This is a genomic window from Robertmurraya dakarensis (assembly GCF_900156875.1).
In the GTDB taxonomy this organism is placed as follows: Bacteria; Bacillota; Bacilli; order Bacillales; family Cytobacillaceae; genus Robertmurraya; species Robertmurraya dakarensis.
Genome location: NZ_LT707409.1, coordinates 1061306 through 1078219 on the forward strand (window position 1 = coordinate 1061306; position 16914 = coordinate 1078219).

17 protein-coding genes and 1 riboswitch are annotated in these 16914 nt (G+C 37.7%); of the genes, 11 read left to right on the forward strand and 6 right to left on the reverse strand.

The features are described from left to right. Window positions 1-186 precede the first annotated feature (186 nt). Complete coding sequence (locus CZ487_RS14105) at window positions 187-1623, forward strand: glycoside hydrolase family 1 protein (protein ID WP_077212938.1); 1437 nt, start codon at window positions 187-189, stop codon at window positions 1621-1623. An 81-nt stretch (window positions 1624-1704) separates the two neighbouring features. Next, on the forward strand, window positions 1705-2037 hold the full coding sequence (locus tag CZ487_RS14110) for a hypothetical protein (protein ID WP_077212939.1): 333 nt from the start codon (window positions 1705-1707) through the stop codon (window positions 2035-2037). 80 nt (window positions 2038-2117) lie between these two features. Here the strand turns inward: CZ487_RS14110 and CZ487_RS14115 are convergent, their stop codons facing one another. Further along, window positions 2118-2747: a nitroreductase family protein gene (locus CZ487_RS14115; protein ID WP_077212940.1), complete on the reverse strand. Its 630-nt coding sequence runs from the start codon at window positions 2745-2747 to the stop codon at window positions 2118-2120. A gap of 142 nt (window positions 2748-2889) precedes the next feature. Between CZ487_RS14115 and CZ487_RS14120 the strand changes: the two genes are divergently transcribed. The 5 genes from CZ487_RS14120 (at window position 2890) to CZ487_RS14140 (ending at window position 6898) form a co-directional block, all read left to right on the forward strand. Further along, a complete protein-coding gene (locus CZ487_RS14120) occupies window positions 2890-3243 on the forward strand; it encodes a winged helix-turn-helix transcriptional regulator (protein ID WP_084783272.1) in 354 nt (117 codons plus the stop codon). A 29-nt stretch (window positions 3244-3272) separates the two neighbouring features. Further along, complete coding sequence (locus CZ487_RS14125) at window positions 3273-4214, forward strand: hypothetical protein (RefSeq protein WP_077212941.1); 942 nt, start codon at window positions 3273-3275, stop codon at window positions 4212-4214. Between the two features lie 95 nt (window positions 4215-4309). Beyond that, complete coding sequence (locus CZ487_RS14130; RefSeq protein WP_077212942.1) at window positions 4310-4540, forward strand: spore germination protein; 231 nt, start codon at window positions 4310-4312, stop codon at window positions 4538-4540. A 216-nt stretch (window positions 4541-4756) separates the two neighbouring features. Continuing rightward, window positions 4757-5140, forward strand: a complete 384-nt coding sequence (locus CZ487_RS14135) for a VOC family protein (protein ID WP_077212943.1) — start codon at window positions 4757-4759, stop codon at window positions 5138-5140. 333 nt (window positions 5141-5473) lie between these two features. Then, window positions 5474-6898, forward strand: coding sequence for an aldehyde dehydrogenase family protein (locus CZ487_RS14140; protein ID WP_077212944.1), 1425 nt, complete (start codon window positions 5474-5476; stop codon window positions 6896-6898). A 118-nt stretch (window positions 6899-7016) separates the two neighbouring features. Here the strand turns inward: CZ487_RS14140 and CZ487_RS26655 are convergent, their stop codons facing one another. The 4 genes from CZ487_RS26655 to CZ487_RS14155 all read right to left on the reverse strand — a co-directional run bounded on the left by CZ487_RS26655 (window position 7017) and on the right by CZ487_RS14155 (window position 9704). Further along, on the reverse strand, window positions 7017-7157 hold the full coding sequence (locus tag CZ487_RS26655) for a hypothetical protein (protein ID WP_154676038.1): 141 nt from the start codon (window positions 7155-7157) through the stop codon (window positions 7017-7019). Between the two features lie 38 nt (window positions 7158-7195). Further along, window positions 7196-7930 carry a twin-arginine translocase subunit TatC gene (gene tatC, locus CZ487_RS14145; RefSeq protein ID WP_077212945.1) on the reverse strand — a complete coding sequence of 245 codons (735 nt, stop codon included), beginning with the start codon at window positions 7928-7930 and terminating at the stop codon, window positions 7196-7198. A gap of 70 nt (window positions 7931-8000) precedes the next feature. Continuing rightward, the gene (locus CZ487_RS14150; protein ID WP_077212946.1) at window positions 8001-8228 is read right to left on the reverse strand and encodes a twin-arginine translocase TatA/TatE family subunit; all 228 of its coding nucleotides are present in this window, start codon (window positions 8226-8228) and stop codon (window positions 8001-8003) included. Between the two features lie 30 nt (window positions 8229-8258). Next, the gene (locus CZ487_RS14155; protein WP_077212947.1) at window positions 8259-9704 is read right to left on the reverse strand and encodes an alkaline phosphatase PhoX; all 1446 of its coding nucleotides are present in this window, start codon (window positions 9702-9704) and stop codon (window positions 8259-8261) included. 513 nt (window positions 9705-10217) lie between these two features. Between CZ487_RS14155 and CZ487_RS14160 the strand changes: the two genes are divergently transcribed. From CZ487_RS14160 to CZ487_RS14170, 3 genes are all read left to right on the forward strand, one after another. Further along, window positions 10218-11192, forward strand: coding sequence for a 2-hydroxyacid dehydrogenase family protein (locus tag CZ487_RS14160; RefSeq protein WP_077212948.1), 975 nt, complete (start codon window positions 10218-10220; stop codon window positions 11190-11192). Between the two features lie 144 nt (window positions 11193-11336). Continuing rightward, a complete protein-coding gene (locus CZ487_RS14165) occupies window positions 11337-12152 on the forward strand; it encodes an MOSC domain-containing protein (RefSeq protein ID WP_077212949.1) in 816 nt (271 codons plus the stop codon). Window positions 12153-12383: 231 nt separating this feature from the next. Then, window positions 12384-13256 (forward strand): patatin-like phospholipase family protein, encoded by an 873-nt coding sequence (locus tag CZ487_RS14170; RefSeq protein ID WP_077212950.1) that lies wholly within the window; start codon window positions 12384-12386, stop codon window positions 13254-13256. Between the two features lie 78 nt (window positions 13257-13334). Here CZ487_RS14170 and CZ487_RS14175 read toward each other — a convergent pair whose 3' ends face one another. After that, window positions 13335-14528, reverse strand: coding sequence for an MFS transporter (locus CZ487_RS14175; RefSeq protein WP_077212951.1), 1194 nt, complete (start codon window positions 14526-14528; stop codon window positions 13335-13337). Between the two features lie 97 nt (window positions 14529-14625). Continuing rightward, window positions 14626-14725: riboswitch (purine riboswitch) on the reverse strand. Between the two features lie 216 nt (window positions 14726-14941). Between CZ487_RS14175 and CZ487_RS28170 the strand changes: the two genes are divergently transcribed. Beyond that, the gene (locus tag CZ487_RS28170; RefSeq protein WP_077212952.1) at window positions 14942-16909 is read left to right on the forward strand and encodes a methyl-accepting chemotaxis protein; all 1968 of its coding nucleotides are present in this window, start codon (window positions 14942-14944) and stop codon (window positions 16907-16909) included. Window positions 16910-16914 lie beyond the last annotated feature (5 nt).

Consider the following 16914-nt stretch of genomic DNA (forward strand, 5'->3'; position numbering starts at 1 on the left):
CCTCCTGATTCCTAAAGATTGTCATCTGCAAATTATGTACACACTAACCAAATTTCTTCATTATTATTTGTCAATTACAAGAACATATGTAGTTAATATTCCGCCGAGGATCCTTTAATGCGTAAATCTATTCTCCAAACCCATACTAATAAAATGATCTTGAAGTAAGTTAGAGGAGGGCTTTCAATGAAAAAATATTCGTTTCCTAAAGAATTTTTATGGGGAGGAGCCACGGCTGCGAATCAAATTGAGGGAGGATTTGGTGAGGGAAGTAAGGGGTTAAATATCGCCGATGTTCTTCCAGGCGGAAAAGAAAGATTGACGATTCTGCAATCTCCAGGCTTCAATTTCGAAATCGATCGAGACAAATACGATTATCCTAATCATGAAGCCATAGACTTTTATCATCGTTACAAAGAAGATATTGCTCTTTTTGCAGAAATGGGATTTAGGGTTTTTCGTATGTCAATTGCTTGGACAAGGATTTTTCCAAACGGGAACGAGTTGGAGGCCAATGAGGAAGGGTTGGCCTTCTATGATCGTGTCTTTGATGAATTACATCAACATGGGATAGAACCAGTTGTTACGATTTCACATTATGAAATGCCGTTAACCCTGGTAAAAGACTATGGGGGCTGGAGGAATCGAGAAGTCATTACTTTTTTTGAGAGATATGTAAACACAATCTTTCATCGTTATAAAGACAAAGTAAAATATTGGGTGACATTTAATGAAATCAACAGCGGATTTATCATGCCCATCCAAGGACTCGGATTTTCTATTCAAAAAGAAGAAGATAAATACCAGCCGACGTTTCAAGCATTTCATCATCAATTTGTCGCCAGCTCCATCGCTGTAAAGGCTTGTCATGAAATTATTCCAGGCGCAAAAATTGGATGTATGATTCTTTATGCACCCGTTTATTCTTATGATTCAAATCCTGAGAATGTGATGTATGCTCTAGAGGAAGAACGGTTATTCAACTACTTTTGTGCAGATGTTCAAGTAAGAGGAGAATATCCTGCTTTTATAGAGCGATATTTTAAGGAACATGGAATTCAAATTAATATGAAGGATGGTGATCTAAAATTATTGAAAGAAGGAAGAGTTGATTTTATTGGCTTTAGCTATTACATGTCGAGAACAGAGAGAAAAGACAAGACTGATTTGGAACAATCCCAAGGTAACCTCATAGGCGGAGTTAAAAATCCTTTTTTAAAAGCGAGTGATTGGGGATGGGAAATTGATCCTGTAGGATTGCGTATTAGTTTAAACCAATTATATGACAGGTACCAGGTACCGTTGTTTGTCGTCGAAAACGGTTTAGGTGCCCATGACAAAGTAGAAGAAGACGGGTCTATTCATGATGACTATCGGATCGATTACCTTCGTGATCATATAAAAGCGGCAGGTGAGGCGATTGAGGACGGAGTGGACTTAATGGGTTACACGATCTGGGGCTGCATTGATTTGGTCAGTGCATCATCAGGAGAATTCTCTAAGCGATATGGGCTCATTTATGTGGACAAGCATGATGATGGCAGTGGAACACTGGAGCGTAAAAGAAAAAAGTCTTTTTACTGGTATAAAGATGTGATTGCTTCAAATGGGGAGAAACTATAATATTGGGATCAGAATTTTGAAACGAAATGACCATCTCTATCGACTAATTTATTACATGGAAATAAATAGGAGGTAGAGAGTGTGTTTAAATATGCTTTAATGATCATTTGTTTTGTTACAATTTCAACTCTAGCTGGATGCGGGGATCAACCTAAAATTAATGAAGAGTCAACAGATGATATCACTGGAATTGTACTTGCTGGACAGGAAGCCCCCGAGCTAACAGGAGTGTTAAAAAGCATCCAGAATAATAATGAAGCTGTCCTAGTGATTGAAGGGAGAGATGTCGTTTATCATCTTTCTGAAGAAGCTAAAACTCAAATAAAGAATATTGATCTGGGTAGTGAGGTAGTCTTTACAACCTTCTCAATCGGAGATAGCAAAGAAACTATAGCTGAGTTTATAGTCCGATAAAGATTGCTATCTAAAATAGGTTGAAAACGAAACAAAGTCCCCGCTGGCAGCATTTCCAGTTGGGACTTTATTTAATGTTATTAGATGAAATCAATTAGTTCCACTGCAGGAATTCGCGTAGTCTTAAACGCAGGGGCAGCAGCTTTACCAAGAGCAATTAACACCATTGGCATATAACGATCAGAAACCTGAAACTTGTCCATGAATTTTTGTTTGTCAAAGCCCGCCATTGGAACCGTGTCATAGCCTTTTGCTTTGGCAACCAGCATCAGCTGCATGGATACTAGTCCTGTGTCAAATGAAGCAATATTTTTAAGGACTTCTTCTGGTGCATGAGGGTACGTTCTGTTCGCGCTCTCGATTAGACGATGCATATTTGCTTCGTCCATAAAGCCCGCATCAAAACTGCTTCTGTACACCTTTTCAATATTTTTAAACATTTCCTTATCCCCTAGAACAGCAATCACCGCTGAAGAAGTTTCAACCGGCTCTTGATTGTACGCAATCTGACGAAGTTCTTTCTTTGTTTCTTGATCATCAATCACAATAAAACGCCATGGCTGAAGGTTACTTGAAGAAGGAGCAAGAGTTGCCTCTTCTAATATTTCTACTATTTCCTCACGTGAAATTTTTACATTTGTATCATATTTTCGAACAGAGTGACGTTCTCTGATTATATCGCTTATATTTTGTGAAGTTGCAGTTGTCATGTAGTTTACCTCCCAAGTTCATAAACTTACTTAAAGTAAGCTCGAATTTAAGCTTACTATTAGTAAGCTTGTCCGTCAAGCGAAAAAACTTTTATGCTATAATAAAAAATATTGGTAGAAATGAACAAATGAGGGTAATAAAATGGATCAATTCCACGAAACGAACTGTAGTCATGACGAACAAGAGTTGAATAAAATTTGTAAAGATTTTCATGGAACAATCGAATTCATTGGTAAAAGGTGGATGGGTATGATACTCTATCAACTTTTGCAGGGACCAAAGAGGTACTATGAATTAGTTGAGAATATTCCCGGTATTTCTGACAGACTGCTAACGGAACGATTGCGTGAACTAGAAAAAGAAGGTTTGCTGATTAAAACAGTGCTAATTCCGTCACAAAAGAAGGTTCAGTATGCGTTGACGCCAAAAGGCAAGGAGCTTGAGGCGGTGTTTAACTCCATTCTTGGCTGGATAAAATCTAAGCAAAATGAGTAAAGTTTTTACAAAACAAGGGGGAGAGGAAATTGTTTGCAGACATAAATAAACAACTGCAAGATGTAAAAGAAAATTTGCGAAAGAAAAAGAAGTATGAAGAGCATGTACAACGTGCAACAGCCGTTCTATTGGAGGAGAGACAGAAACGAGATCAATTGAAAACAATATTAACAAAAGAAAAAGAAGATGTTGCAAGACTGGAAGGATTCTCTTTAACGAATATCTTTTATACATTGATAGGCAAAAAGCTAGAAAAACTAGATCAGGAACAGCAAGAGGTTTTATCAGCAAAATTAAAGTATAAGGAAGCGCTTCAAACCATTGAAGATCTAGAGGGGGAGATACGAGAGTATAAAGAAAAACTTGTGCTTGTCGTTGATGCAGACCATCAATATAAACAATTGCTTCAAAAAAAGGAGCTTTTGATTCACGATACTCAATCTCCTTGGAGTGAAGAGCTTTTTGAGATCACCGAAAAAGAAGCTGAAATCTTTTCAAATATTGAGGAATACAACGAAGCGATTACAGCTGGGGAAGAGGCCGTAGAAATGCTTGATCTAGCCATTAAATCATTGGACTCTGCTAAAGGATGGTCTACATTTGATATGATTGGCGGCGGGATGATCTCAACAGCCATTAAGCATAGTCATCTTGATGATGCAGAAGAACATATTCATCAAGCACAAAAAGGATTGCGGCATTTTCAAGAGGAATTAGCCGATATAGAAAATCATTATAATGGAAATTTAGACATTGGAGCAGTGCTAACCTTTGCAGATTATTTCTTTGATGGAATTATCTTTGATTGGTTCGTTCATGGCAAAATTGCCGATTGCTACGATCAAACGTTCCAAACGAAAGAAGATGTAGCGGCACTGTTATCGAAATTAGCACATCAGAAAAAGAGTTTACAAGATGAGCTTGCATTGATAAAGAATAAAAGAACGGAAATATTGGAATCCGCAAGATAAATCTAGCGGGAAACAGTCTCTTTGTCCAAGCAGTATTATTATTAAAACATAAGTTAGTAAAACAGTAGATCTCAATAAAGAAAGGAGGGTTTTAGTTGCCCGTTTTTATCGGGAAAGTTTATATTGGTTCTATAGAAGGCGGAACGGTACAATTTGGTGATACGAAATATCATTCCCCTAAAAGCAGTACAGACTCGGTTAATGGTTCGGGGGCAGCAAATAACGGAGGTTTTGTGATTACAAATAATGGAATGAGTACAATCAATGATTTTGGCACCGTTTTTGCCGACCAGCCGCCAGCTAATGGACAAACCTTAATTGATTAAAGAATTTTATTAGCATCTATTATTGTATTGAATTTTGTTATAGGCGTTTCTCCCGAATTAGGGGAACACGCCTTTTTTATTTTTAAAATGATTATGGATCGTTTGATTTTGGGATACTGAATAAAATGCTATGATGAATTTGGAACAAGAATTCTCATGAGATTGTTAAATTAGGGTTCTATACAAGAAATGGTAAATGCTGAGGAGGAAAATAGGATGAAAATCATTGTAACCAGTTTATTCGTAGAAGATCAAGATAAGGCACTGAAGTTTTATTCAGAAACCCTGGGTTTTGTTAAAAAGCATGATGTTCCCACAGGAGAATACAGGTGGATAACACTTGTTTCTCCCGAAGAACAAGGAGGGACCGAGCTTCTGCTTGAACCCAATAACCATCCAGCCGCCAAAGAGTATCAGAAGAAGATATATGATGAAGGCATCCCAGCAACAATGTTTGGCGTAGCAGATGTTCACAAAGAGTACGAAAGATTATTGAAACACGGCGTAAAATTCACAATGGAGCCGACGAAAATGGGTGACATTACGTTAGCTGTCTTCGATGATACATGCGGTAACCTTATTCAGATAGCGCAGCAGTAAAACTATCTTGGATTAAACTAAATTGAATATACATTCCAAAAAACGCATGATAGAAAAATGTCATGTGTTTTTTGCTGTTGAATATAATAAATCTGATAATGAGCAAAAAGAGAAGAGTAGAATATTACATAAACGATTCGGGCCCTATCTTTAATAAGGATCTAATTCTTATTGAAAATATGAAACAACCAGAAACTTAATAAGCAAAATATGGAAAGTTTTCTATTATATTTTTGTAAAGGTTATGAATAGTCATAATATTTGAAATATTTGTCCATATAGATTAATATAGGTTTAGTGGTAAAATATAACTTTTGAAAAGGGGTATGTTATATGCGTAACAGGTTACAACATTTTATTAATGGTGAATGGGTAGATTCAACTGGGTCAAAGACAATTGAAGTAATTAACCCGGCTACTGAAGAAGTTATTGGTCGAATTAGCGATGGAACACAAGAAGATCTTGATAAGGCAGTTGCAGCAGCACGTGCAGCGTTTCCTTCATTCTCACAAACATCAAAAGAAGAACGGATTGCAATGTTAAATCGAATTGCTGATGAATATGAAAAACGAAAAGACGAAATCGTTGAAGTCATTACACAAGAATTGGGATCCCCACTCTCAATAAGTGAGCAAACTCACTATAACTTAGGCTTAGCTCATTACCGTCAAGCGGCAGTAGAGTTAGAAAACTTCGAATTCACAGAGAAACGAGGCGGCGCGGTCGTTCGTAAAGAACCAATTGGTGTAAGCGGTCTTATTACACCTTGGAACTTCCCAACTAATCAGACATCTACGAAACTTGCAAGTGCTTTCGCAGCTGGATGTACGGTAGTTTTAAAACCATCTGAACTTACACCATTTGCAGCGATTCTACTTGCAGAGATTTTCCAAGCCGCTGGTGTACCAAAAGGCGTCTTTAATCTTGTGAATGGTTATGGTGAAGTAGTTGGAAACGGAATCAGTTCTCACCCAGATATTGATTTTGTATCATTTACTGGTTCAGGTGCAGTCGGTCAAAAAATCACCGAAAATGCTGCAAAAACGATTAAAAGAGTGGCGCTCGAACTTGGAGGTAAATCCCCGCTTGTTGTACTCGATGACGCCGATATGAGTAAAGCAGCGCAAATTGCGATTTCTAATGTTGTATTTAACTCTGGCCAAGTATGTGTAGCAGCTACACGGACACTTGTTCCAAAATCTAAACACGATGAATTCATTGCAGCTGTTAAGGCAATCTTGCCTAACATTGCGTATGGTGATCCACAAGATAAGAAAAATGTCTTTGGACCACTTGTTTCGGAAAAACAATACAACCGCGTTCAAGGTTATATCCAGAAAGGATTAGAAGAAGGGGCAACACTAGTCTATGGTGGACCAGGTAAACCAGAAGGACTTGAAAAAGGATACTATGTAAAGCCAACTGTGTTTGCTAATGTAAAGAATGATATGACAATTGCTCAAGAAGAAATCTTTGGGCCAGTTATGTCAATCATTACTTACGAAGACCTTGATGAGGCAATTGAAATCGCTAACGATACCGTGTATGGATTAGCAGGATATGTAGTGGGAGAGGACAGCGAAAAAGTTCAGAAAGTTGCAAATTCTATCCGCGCCGGTCATATTACGGTTAATAACGCTTCCATGGAATTCTCTGCACCATTTGGCGGCTATAAACAATCCGGAAACGGCCGCGAGTGGGGAAGCTACGGTATTGAGGAATACCTAGAAGTGAAATCCATTGTTGGTATTGGATAATAATCATTAAGAAACATACAAAAGGACTGCCAGGAATTAGAGAGAAACTGATTCTTGGCAGTCCTTTTTTTGTTGCAAAAAGTACCTGGTTTGTATGTAGGTCTTAACAATAGGATAACTAGTTAACAAGCTCTTTTTCTTTATTGGCCAAACAAGAACATGTTTTGCATTTCTTGCATTGATCTTGTTTTAATTTTGGCTGTTCTTTAAGGGTGAACTCAATAGATTTCATCTTGTTTTTGCTTTCTGTATGTATCATAAAAATTCCTCCTCGCGTTATACGGCAGTAAGTACAGTTTAAGAATGGTAAACCATGTTTTCCTCCACATTTTCTCTTTTTCGAAAAACGAATTTACTTAAGGTTATACTTAATTCGTAAAGCAGTAATAAGGGAATGATTACTAGAATATCAGAAATAAAATCTGGTGGTGTAATGAGTATGGATACCACGATTAACGAAAAATAAGAAATTTTCCTCATCTTCACTAGTTTATGTGGATCGATGATTCCTAGTTTCGTCAAAAACATGATCACTGCTGGCATTTCAAATAAAAACCCAAAAGGCAGGGTAAGATTCAACATGAATCTGAAATATTTCTCAGCTGTAAAGAATGCTTCAAAAGTATTTCCTGCCAGATTTTCTAAAAAGGAAAGTACGATAGGAAATAAAATAAAGTACCCGAAAGCAATCCCAAATAAAAATAGAAGAAAAATTCCGGGAATAAAGGCAAAAGTTACTTTTACTTCTGTTCCTGTTAAAGCCGGTTTAACAAACTTCCATACCTGATAGGCGGCAATCGGAAGGGTGACCGCAATCGCCATTACTCCAGATATCATCATATAAATCCAAATAATCTCACTAGGTCCTAATAGAGCCAGTTTGCTATCTAAACCACGTACAAGAAAAAGATAAATTTCTTGTACAAAAACAAAAGCTATAATAAAAGCTGCCACGAATGAAATGACCGTAATAATAATTCTTTTTCTCAGCTCATCTAAATGCTCCATTAAATTCATTTCTGTCTGATCCATTTCTGAACTCCTTTTTACAAAGAAAGATGTAAGTAGGATGAGATCCTAGCCTACATCTTTTAAAATATGTCTAACTTCCAGTTTTTTCAGACTTCTCTATCGTTACTACATTTTTCATATGCTCCGGTGAGTTATTTTCTTCCTTATCATTGCTCATCAAGTCATTCGTCGCTTTCTTAAATTCCTTTAATGTGTTTCCAAAAGCGCGTCCAATCTCAGGTAATTTGGATGGACCGAAAATAATTAACGCGATGACGAGAATTAAGATAAGACCCGGTACACCAATATTGGATAACATTTATTTTCCCTCCTAGGAGCTAATTCATTATTATAAAATCGGCATTCCGTGACGTTCTAGAGCAGCTGCTTCCAAGATAGACATACCTTGTTCTTCAGCAAAAGCCGTTAGTTTCCCAGATGCAACAGGAGCCAGTCCAGCTGGCGGTGCAGCATGGTTCATTGCACGTCTGCGAGTAGAATTATGTCTTGCAAACGGCCCCCAAATCGCAAATGTAATACCAGGTGTTTGCATATTTACAAAGAACGTTTTTCCATCCGGAGAGAAGGTAGGTCCGGCAAATTCAGAACCATTCATTTTATTTTCAGCAAAGGTATATACATTTCCCTCCGGTGTTAATCCGACAATTCGATCATTTCCACCGCCATCTTCTGCGATCCAGAGATCACCCCAAGGAGTGATGGTAATATTATCTGGCATTTCTAAATCATTTTTGTCAGTAGACTCATAGAATAGTTCTAATGTATTAGTAGAAGGCGTGTAACGATACACACGACCGAGATTTTTAGAACCCGCGCTTGTATCATCAAACCAGAAAGTACCTTCAGAGAAATATGCTCCTTCTAGGCGGCTAAATTGGATACAGCCTAAATCTTTTGCATCCTGCTGCGCTCGTTCAGGGTTTACTTTTTTCCAAACTACGCCAAACGTTTGGCCGGTATGGAACTGGCTTGCTTTATTGCTTGGTAATTCCTCAATTGCCAGGGCTTCAAGTGTTCCTCCTTTTTGAAGCGATCCAAGTGTTTGGCTGCGATCATTAGGAGTAAATCGATATAAGAAGCTTGGGCTGGCATCTTCTGTTAAGTACCAAATTCCTGTTGAAGGATCAACATGTCCAGCTTCATGAGAGAAGTAACCCATATCACGTATAGGTGTTTTAGACATTTCATTTTCAGGATCTAAAGGATTTACTTCAAATACAAAACCATGTCCCATATTTCGAGTTTCTTCCATTGTTAACCAAGTACCCCAAGTCGTTGCGCCGCCAGCACAGTTACGGATTGTTCCTGAACTTGATACATAATGATCAACAAGCTCTCTATCTGGTCCCACTATCAACGTAGTAGTACCGCCGGCAGCACCATTGCTCCAAGGGTTTTTTCCGTTAACCGGATGATCAGAGTTTGTACTATTTTCATGATTTCTGACAAGGATTGTCGTATTTTTTTCACCTTGAAATGCCGCCATTCCGTCATGCATTGCAGGAACTTTGTCACCGTTTGACATAAGATCTCCTGTTTGAGATAGCATTTTGTAATGAAACCCTCTTGGCAGATCAAGAATTCCATTCGGATCCTTTACGAGAGGTCCAAAACCTCCAAATCCACTAACAGGATTATCTTTCGGAGATGCAAAGCTTTTCGTAGCTCCAGCAAGAGAATAAACCCCTGTTGTCCCGAGTGTTAACGCCAATGTACTCATGCTGCCAACCTTTAAAAAATCACGTCTGTTCATACCATTACTACTAGATTTCATCTACATTCCCTCCAACTATTTTTGAGGTTGCCACTATTGTTAGCGAACTCTAGTAATAAAGGTAACAATTTAACTTAAATGCACTGTTAAGAAATTGTATATTTCTCCCGTTTATTGAAAAACAAACCAATAGTCTTGTTCAATTGTTATCAAAACGGCTCGAAATGTAACGTAAGTAGTATGAATATGATAAAAAATGAAGATTATTTGAACAATTTGAAGAATGATTGCTATCTTTTAGCAATAAATACCTACAAAAAATATTAAGTTTTTTAAATGTTTGTAAAGGGCTTGTGTAACCTAAGACGAGAAGCTAAAAAAAGGAAGGGGTTTTACTAAAAAAATTTGTTATTCCTATTATGCCCATTAGAATTATATAGTTTGGACACAAAAGAAATGTTATCCTATAATAACATTATAAAAAGGATTTCAAGTGTATATTACTACCAAAAAAGTATGTTTAACGATGAAATCACTAACATTAGTATCAACCAGTGAAAGGGGATAACAACCATGAAAAAAGTATTTGTAGCAGGAAAAATCCCGGAAATAGGCTTAAAAATGCTTCAAAAAGAATTTCATGTAGAAGTGTATGACAAAGAAGAACTAATCAGTGAAGCGGAATTAAGAGAAAGAGTTAAAGACAAAGATGCTTTACTAAGTTTACTATCTACTCCTGTAAATAAGGAAACCATTGACAATGCCAAGAATTTGAAAATCATTGCGAACTTTGGAGCAGGATTTAATAATATTGATATTAATTATGCTGGAGATAAGGGGATTCCCGTCACAAATACTCCACAAGTTTCTACTGCAGCAACAGCTGATTTAACTTTTGCATTGGTACTATCAGTTGCCAGAAGAATTGCAGAAGGAGACCAATTATGCCGAACAAAAGGCTTTAATGGCTGGGCACCATTATTTTTCCTTGGAAGAGAAGTTAGCGGAAAAAAATTAGGAATTGTTGGTCTTGGAAATATCGGAAAAGCAGTTGCACAGCGGGCAAAAGGATTTGAAATGGAAATTCTCTATACTGGTAACACACGAAAGTCTCCCGAGGTTGAAAAAGAGTTAAACGCTACTTTTGTATCTTTTGAGGAACTGCTGCAGCAATCTGATTTCATAACGATTAATTGTGCTTATACTCCTGAGTCGAAACATATGTTCAGCACAGAACAATTCAAGATGATGAAACCAACCTCTTATCTAGTGAACGCTGCCAGAGGACCAATTGTCGATGAACAAGCGTTAGTAGAAGCGTTGAAAGCAAAAGAAATTGAAGGAGCTGCCCTGGACGTATTTGAATTTGAACCAAAAATTACAGACGAATTAAAGTCCATGGATAATGTTGTTCTTACTCCTCATATTGGGAATGCAACAATTGAAACAAGAGACGCAATGGCTGAAATGGCTGTTCAAAATATTATCAGCGTGTTGAATGGAAAGGAAGCAATCAATCCAGTTAATAAGGTAGCGGTCACAGTCTAACAATTCAGCGCTTGTCCTGGGATAAAGCAGGACAAGCCTTTTTTTGAATCTATTTTTTTGAATATTCACATCTTTTCTTGCAAATTTACCTTAAGGCGATATACTTACAGTTAGGACATGATTTATTACATAAGTATAGAAAGGATGAGTGTTGTGACATTCCAAAAAGTTGCTTCCATTTGGAGATACCCTGTAAAGTCAATGATGGGCGAGGAATTAAACGCATGCGTCATTACGGATAAAGGGTTAGCAGGAGACAGGGCCTATGGTGTAATTGATCAAGAAACAGGGAAACTTGCTAATGCAAAAAATCCTAAGAAATGGCCCAATATGTTTCAGTATCAGGCAGCATTTATAGACACGCCGCAGGAGGATGCCGCAATACCACCAGTAAGAATTACTACCCCGGATGGAAGGATGATAAGAAGTACAGACGAGAATAAAAATAACATGCTTTCCGCAAGCTTTCATCGAAATGTCTATTTGTCTACTCCATCATTTGAAGATGTACAGTTTGAAGGATACATCCCCGAAGAAATTGAAGAACTTGACGACAAAGGCTCAATTTTCACAAGAACCTCACCTAAAAACACTTTCTTTGACATAGACATGGTTCATATTATTACAACCTCAACAATTAATTACTTAAGAAAACTAGCGCCCGAAAGCAGAATAGAGGCACGCCGATTCAGACCCAATTTGATCCTTGAAGTACCGGATACGGAAGGTTTTATAGAAAATGATTGGGTGGGAAAAACCCTAAAGATAGGTGATGTGAAACTCAAAATCTCTCAAGAAACGAAACGCTGCGTGATGACAACATTAAATCAAGGCGACCTTCCAAAAGACCCCAATGTTTTAAGATCTATTGTGAGGAATAACGCTGGAAGCTTTGGTGTCTATGCTTCCGTCGTAAAACCGGGAAAAGTGAGTATCGGGGACAGGATCGAAATAGAATAGAAAAGCTGTTCTTAATTCATGAGTGTTCTCATGAATTTTTTTGTATTCATAAAAAAATTGTTTTAAAGCGATTTTACGTAATCCAATTCCTGTAAAAATATGTTATGATTTTATTATTATTTGAATGTACAAGGTAATTCACGTTCAAGAAATAATGAAGTATTATCAAAAAAAGAGCCGTTGTATTTGATGTGCATCGCGTCTTTTGTCGTGTCCAAGGAGGTTAACAATATGGAAAAAACGGGACTTGTTCTAGAAGGCGGTGGAATGAGAGGCGTCTATACGGCAGGAGTACTGGAATTCTTTATGGAACAGCAGTTATTTTTCCCTTATATTATAGGGGTCTCAGCGGGTGCATGTAATGCAGCATCCTATGTTTCAAGACAAAAAGGCAGAAACCAAGAAGTGACGATCGGGTATGCCAATCATCCGGAATATATATCGTATAAAAATCTTTTCTTAAAAAAAGAGCTCTTTGGAATGAATTTTATATTTGATAAAATTCCAAACGAACTCGTTCCATTTGACTTTAACCGTTTTGCAGCAGCAAATGAAAGATTCATAGTTGGAACAACCGATTGCCATACAGGCAAGCCAGTGTATTTTGATAATCATAAGCATGCCAAAGATATTTTAACAATCATCAGGGCTTCAAGCTCACTGCCATTTATGGCCCCAGTCATCCAGTACAACGGAAAATCATTAATGGATGGGGGAATATCAGATCCTATTCCTATTAGAAAGACTATAGAGGACGGCATGGAAAAAAGTGTCATCATTCTTACTCGGAACAAAGGCTACCGTAAAAAGAAATCCTCTCTTACTAAACTTACTCAATATTTTTATAAAGAGTATAGTGGTTTAGCAGCTTCGTTGGAAAACCGCTATAAAGTATATAATGACACTTTAGATTATATTGAACAGCTAGAAGCGGAAAATCAAGTATTCATTATCAGGCCCCAGCAAGAGTTAAAAGTAGGAAGAGTGGAACGAAATCAACTAAAACTGACACAATTATATGAACAAGGCTATGAAGATGCCAGCAGATTATATCATGAGCTAGTAAACTGGATTCAAACTAATCGAAAAAGCGCCTTGATTTAATTTTATAGAACAATAAAAGAGCCCGATGTCGTAGAATTTTTTAGACACATCGGGCTCTTTGTTTATGTTTTCCCATCTTTAAATCTTTGAACTTTGCATAGAATTCGTTGCCAATTCCTTTTTGCGAGTCATGCTCGGTCTCGTTAACGAAAAGACAGCAAATAATAGAGAGATGACAACAACAGCACTTCCAACCCAAGCCATATTGGTAACTGTGCCTGTTTGGTTTAAGACAAGGCCGCCAATTCCTGAACCAAGTGAAATCCCAATTTGTAATGCCGAATTATTAAAACTTTGCTGGATATCAGAGGTAGCTGGATCTGTTTCAATCAAATAGCTTTGCAGCGGAGGTGATAGACTCCAGCTTAATGCTGCCCAAATCATCATCACCGGAATGAATAAAGCAAGTGATACAGTTGTGAAAGGCAATAATAACAGGACAGCTGCAAATGCGCTTATGACAATCATGATACTTTTTGGTGCGCCAATTCGGTCGGAAAGAGCACCACCGAATGCACCTCCGCTAACCGCTGCAATACCAAAAATAAAATAGATGACACTGACCCAATTTGAACTTAGCCCAAGATTGCTTTCTAAAAAGGGGGTGAAATAAGCATATAACGTATAGTGGCCAGCAAGCATAAACATCATGGCAAGATGAGCACTGCCGATTTTGGCGCTTGCTACTGCTTTTAATTGCTTGGTAAGCGGAATTGTTTTTTCTCCAGGAATACGTTCTAAAAACAACGAAATCAGGATCATTGATCCAACTGATAACAGTGCGATTCCAAGGAAAATCACGCGCCAGCCAAAGAAATCAGATATTAGGATTCCAAGTGGAACACCAAGCACAAGGGATGAACTGATTCCCATGTAAATGAGGCCTAATGCCTTAGCACGGTGAGCAGGCGCGACCACTTTTGCAGCAATAGTCAACGATAAAACAACGATTAACGCTGTACTTGCAGCAGACAAAACTCGGGCAACCATCATAAAAGTAAAATTAGGACTAAAATAAGTCATCAAGTTTCCAATTAAAAACACGAACAAGGATGTTAAATATAATTTCTTCCGCTCCACTTTGCTTGTCATGACAAGCAGAACTGGTCCAGCAACAGCATAGATCAAAGCAAACACGGTAATAAGCTGTCCAGCGGAGCTTATCGATATACCAAAATCGTCAGCAATCGTCGGTAAAATTCCGCCAACAATTAATTCAACCAATCCAACTGCGATTGTGGATAACGCCAATATAAAAACTTTTAAATTCATAATCTAGCTCTCGTCCTTTCTAGTCAAAAGTTATATCAATAGGCTTAAGGGATTTTTTCAGAGAAAAACAAAAAATCCTGATTACAAAAAACGAATGCATGTTACTTTCATTTTCTGTAATCAGGATTTTAAGGTTCCTGGTAGAGACCCTCAAGCCATATTCTTGAGGTTATACAGGTTTATATAGTTTTAAATAATCACTTTGAAAATTTTACTACGATACATTTTATATTTCAAGTGTAAATTTTTTCTGAGATGTGATTTAGTTCATTGTAAACGTTTCACAATTCGATATAATACTAAAGGTATGGTTGGTTTATTAGGAGAAAAGAAATATTTTATAGCTGTTCACAATGGATGTTCCTGAATGAAACACTAACTACATACATCAAATAATAAAGGAGACAACAGATGTGAAACACTTCTTTAGAAACATCAAAACGAAATTAATACTGGCTTTCTCTTTCATTCTTATTATTCCATCACTTTTGATTGGAACAGAAGCCTATATCACAGCAAAAGATGCTGTAGAACACGAAATATTAGCTAGTATTGATGAAAATATTAATCTATTAAACTCCATCATCGATAACTCCATTAAGCCGAAGATGCATGATGTTGAATTTCTGTCTACAAAGATCCATGCTGATTTATATGACGGGGAAGATAGTCCTGAAATCAGAAGGATTCTCGACCAGTATGCCAAACTGCATCCAGAAGCCCAGAGCGTCTATGTCGGTACTGAAACAGGTTTGTTTGTTCAGGAACCAAAAGTAGACATGGCTGATGATTACGACCCAAGAAAAAGAGATTGGTATGTCGAGGCTATGGAGCAAAAAGGTAGTGTGATGATATCAGATCCTTATATTTCCGCAGGGACAGACGATATGGTCATTACTGTTTCAAAAATCACTGAAGATGGAACGGGTGTTTTGGCCGTAAATATCTTTTTGACTCATATTCAACAACTAACCAATACAGTAAAAATAGGGGATGAAGGTTACGCTCTTCTTTTAGACAAAGAGAGAAAATTTATCGCTCACCCAACAGAACCAATTGGCAGCGATGCAGCGGAAGAATTCTATCAAGAAATGTACACAAAGGAAAAAGGGCAATTTGATTATCTCCTTAATGGAGAAAATAAAGTCATGAGCTTTGCGACAAACGAGTTAACGGGCTGGAAAATCGGAGGAAATATGTACTCTTCTGAAATTAGCCAGGCGGCTGCACCGATATTAAAAAATACCACCATCGTTATTGTCATTGCCTTTATGGCAGGAGCGCTGCTTGTTTTCTTCATACTCAAATCGGTAATGAAGCCAATTAAGGAACTAAAGGAAAAAGCGTTGACAATTAGCCAAGGCGACTTGACTCAAGGAGTCATTATAAAATCTAATGATGAAATAGGTCAATTGGGCAGGGCATTCAATGAAATGCAGGTAAGTCTTAAAGATGTAGTAAAGCAGGTTGATTTTAATGCTGACCAAGTGGCGGCCTCTGCAGAAGAATTGACAGCAAGTGCAGAAATGACCACCAGTGCAAGCGAACAAGTCGCATCCTCCATTCAAGAAGTAGCCGGAAATGCAGACAAGCAAACAAGTGGAGTAGATCAAAATGCTCAATCTCTGGATGAAATTTCTGAAGGAATTACGTTAATTGCCAAAAATTCAATGAGAGTGGCAGAGTTATCTCAACAAACAACAGAGCAAGCGGAAGTTGGCGGAGTGGCTGTTAAAAATACGGTCAATCAAATGAATTCCATACAGGTATCAGTTTCTGAATCAAACACCATGATTCATTCTTTACATGAAAGCTCTAGGAAGGTTAGTTCTATTCTAGACGTGATCACAGGAATTGCTGATCAAACTAATCTATTATCATTAAACGCTGCCATTGAAGCAGCCAGAGCTGGGGAACATGGAAAAGGCTTTGCAGTCGTAGCAGATGAGGTCCGAAAGCTAGCGGAGCAATCACAGCAATCCGCAAAGGAAATCTATGATATCATTCAAAGGATCCAGAAAGATACAGAGAACTCAGTTAGCATTATGGCAAAAGTTTCAGATGATGTGCAGGCAGGGGTTCAAATATCCAATGAAGCAATTGAGAAATTCACACAAATCCTAATGAGCACGAAAGAAATGACACCGCAAATGGAGGATATTTCAGCAACTGCTCAACAGATATCATCTGCCGTACAAGAAGTAGCAGCAACCGCAAATGAGCTGGCCATTATTGCCAAAAATAATGCCACGACTTCTGAAGAAGTTGCAGCTTCAACAGAAGAACAGTTAGCTTCAATGGAAGAAATTTCAGCATCAGCTAATGCTTTATCCACTATGGCTGAAGATTTAAAAGGATTAATTTCAAAATTTAAATACTAATATAG

Coding starts and splice junctions, on each gene's coding strand:
- CZ487_RS14105 (WP_077212938.1), top strand. CDS start 187: ATGAAAAAATATTCGTTTCCTAAAGAATTTTTATGGGGAGGAGCCACG.
- CZ487_RS14115 (WP_077212940.1), bottom strand. CDS start 2,747: ATGACAACTGCAACTTCACAAAATATAAGCGATATAATCAGAGAACGT.
- CZ487_RS14120 (WP_084783272.1), top strand. CDS start 2,890: ATGGATCAATTCCACGAAACGAACTGTAGTCATGACGAACAAGAGTTG.
- CZ487_RS14135 (WP_077212943.1), top strand. CDS start 4,757: ATGAAAATCATTGTAACCAGTTTATTCGTAGAAGATCAAGATAAGGCA.
- CZ487_RS14140 (WP_077212944.1), top strand. CDS start 5,474: ATGCGTAACAGGTTACAACATTTTATTAATGGTGAATGGGTAGATTCA.
- CZ487_RS26655 (WP_154676038.1), bottom strand. CDS start 7,157: ATGATACATACAGAAAGCAAAAACAAGATGAAATCTATTGAGTTCACC.
- tatC (WP_077212945.1), bottom strand. CDS start 7,930: ATGGATCAGACAGAAATGAATTTAATGGAGCATTTAGATGAGCTGAGA.
- CZ487_RS14150 (WP_077212946.1), bottom strand. CDS start 8,228: ATGTTATCCAATATTGGTGTACCGGGTCTTATCTTAATTCTCGTCATC.
- CZ487_RS14155 (WP_077212947.1), bottom strand. CDS start 9,704: ATGAAATCTAGTAGTAATGGTATGAACAGACGTGATTTTTTAAAGGTT.
- CZ487_RS14160 (WP_077212948.1), top strand. CDS start 10,218: ATGAAAAAAGTATTTGTAGCAGGAAAAATCCCGGAAATAGGCTTAAAA.
- CZ487_RS14165 (WP_077212949.1), top strand. CDS start 11,337: ATGAGTGTTGTGACATTCCAAAAAGTTGCTTCCATTTGGAGATACCCT.
- CZ487_RS14170 (WP_077212950.1), top strand. CDS start 12,384: ATGGAAAAAACGGGACTTGTTCTAGAAGGCGGTGGAATGAGAGGCGTC.
- CZ487_RS14175 (WP_077212951.1), bottom strand. CDS start 14,528: ATGAATTTAAAAGTTTTTATATTGGCGTTATCCACAATCGCAGTTGGA.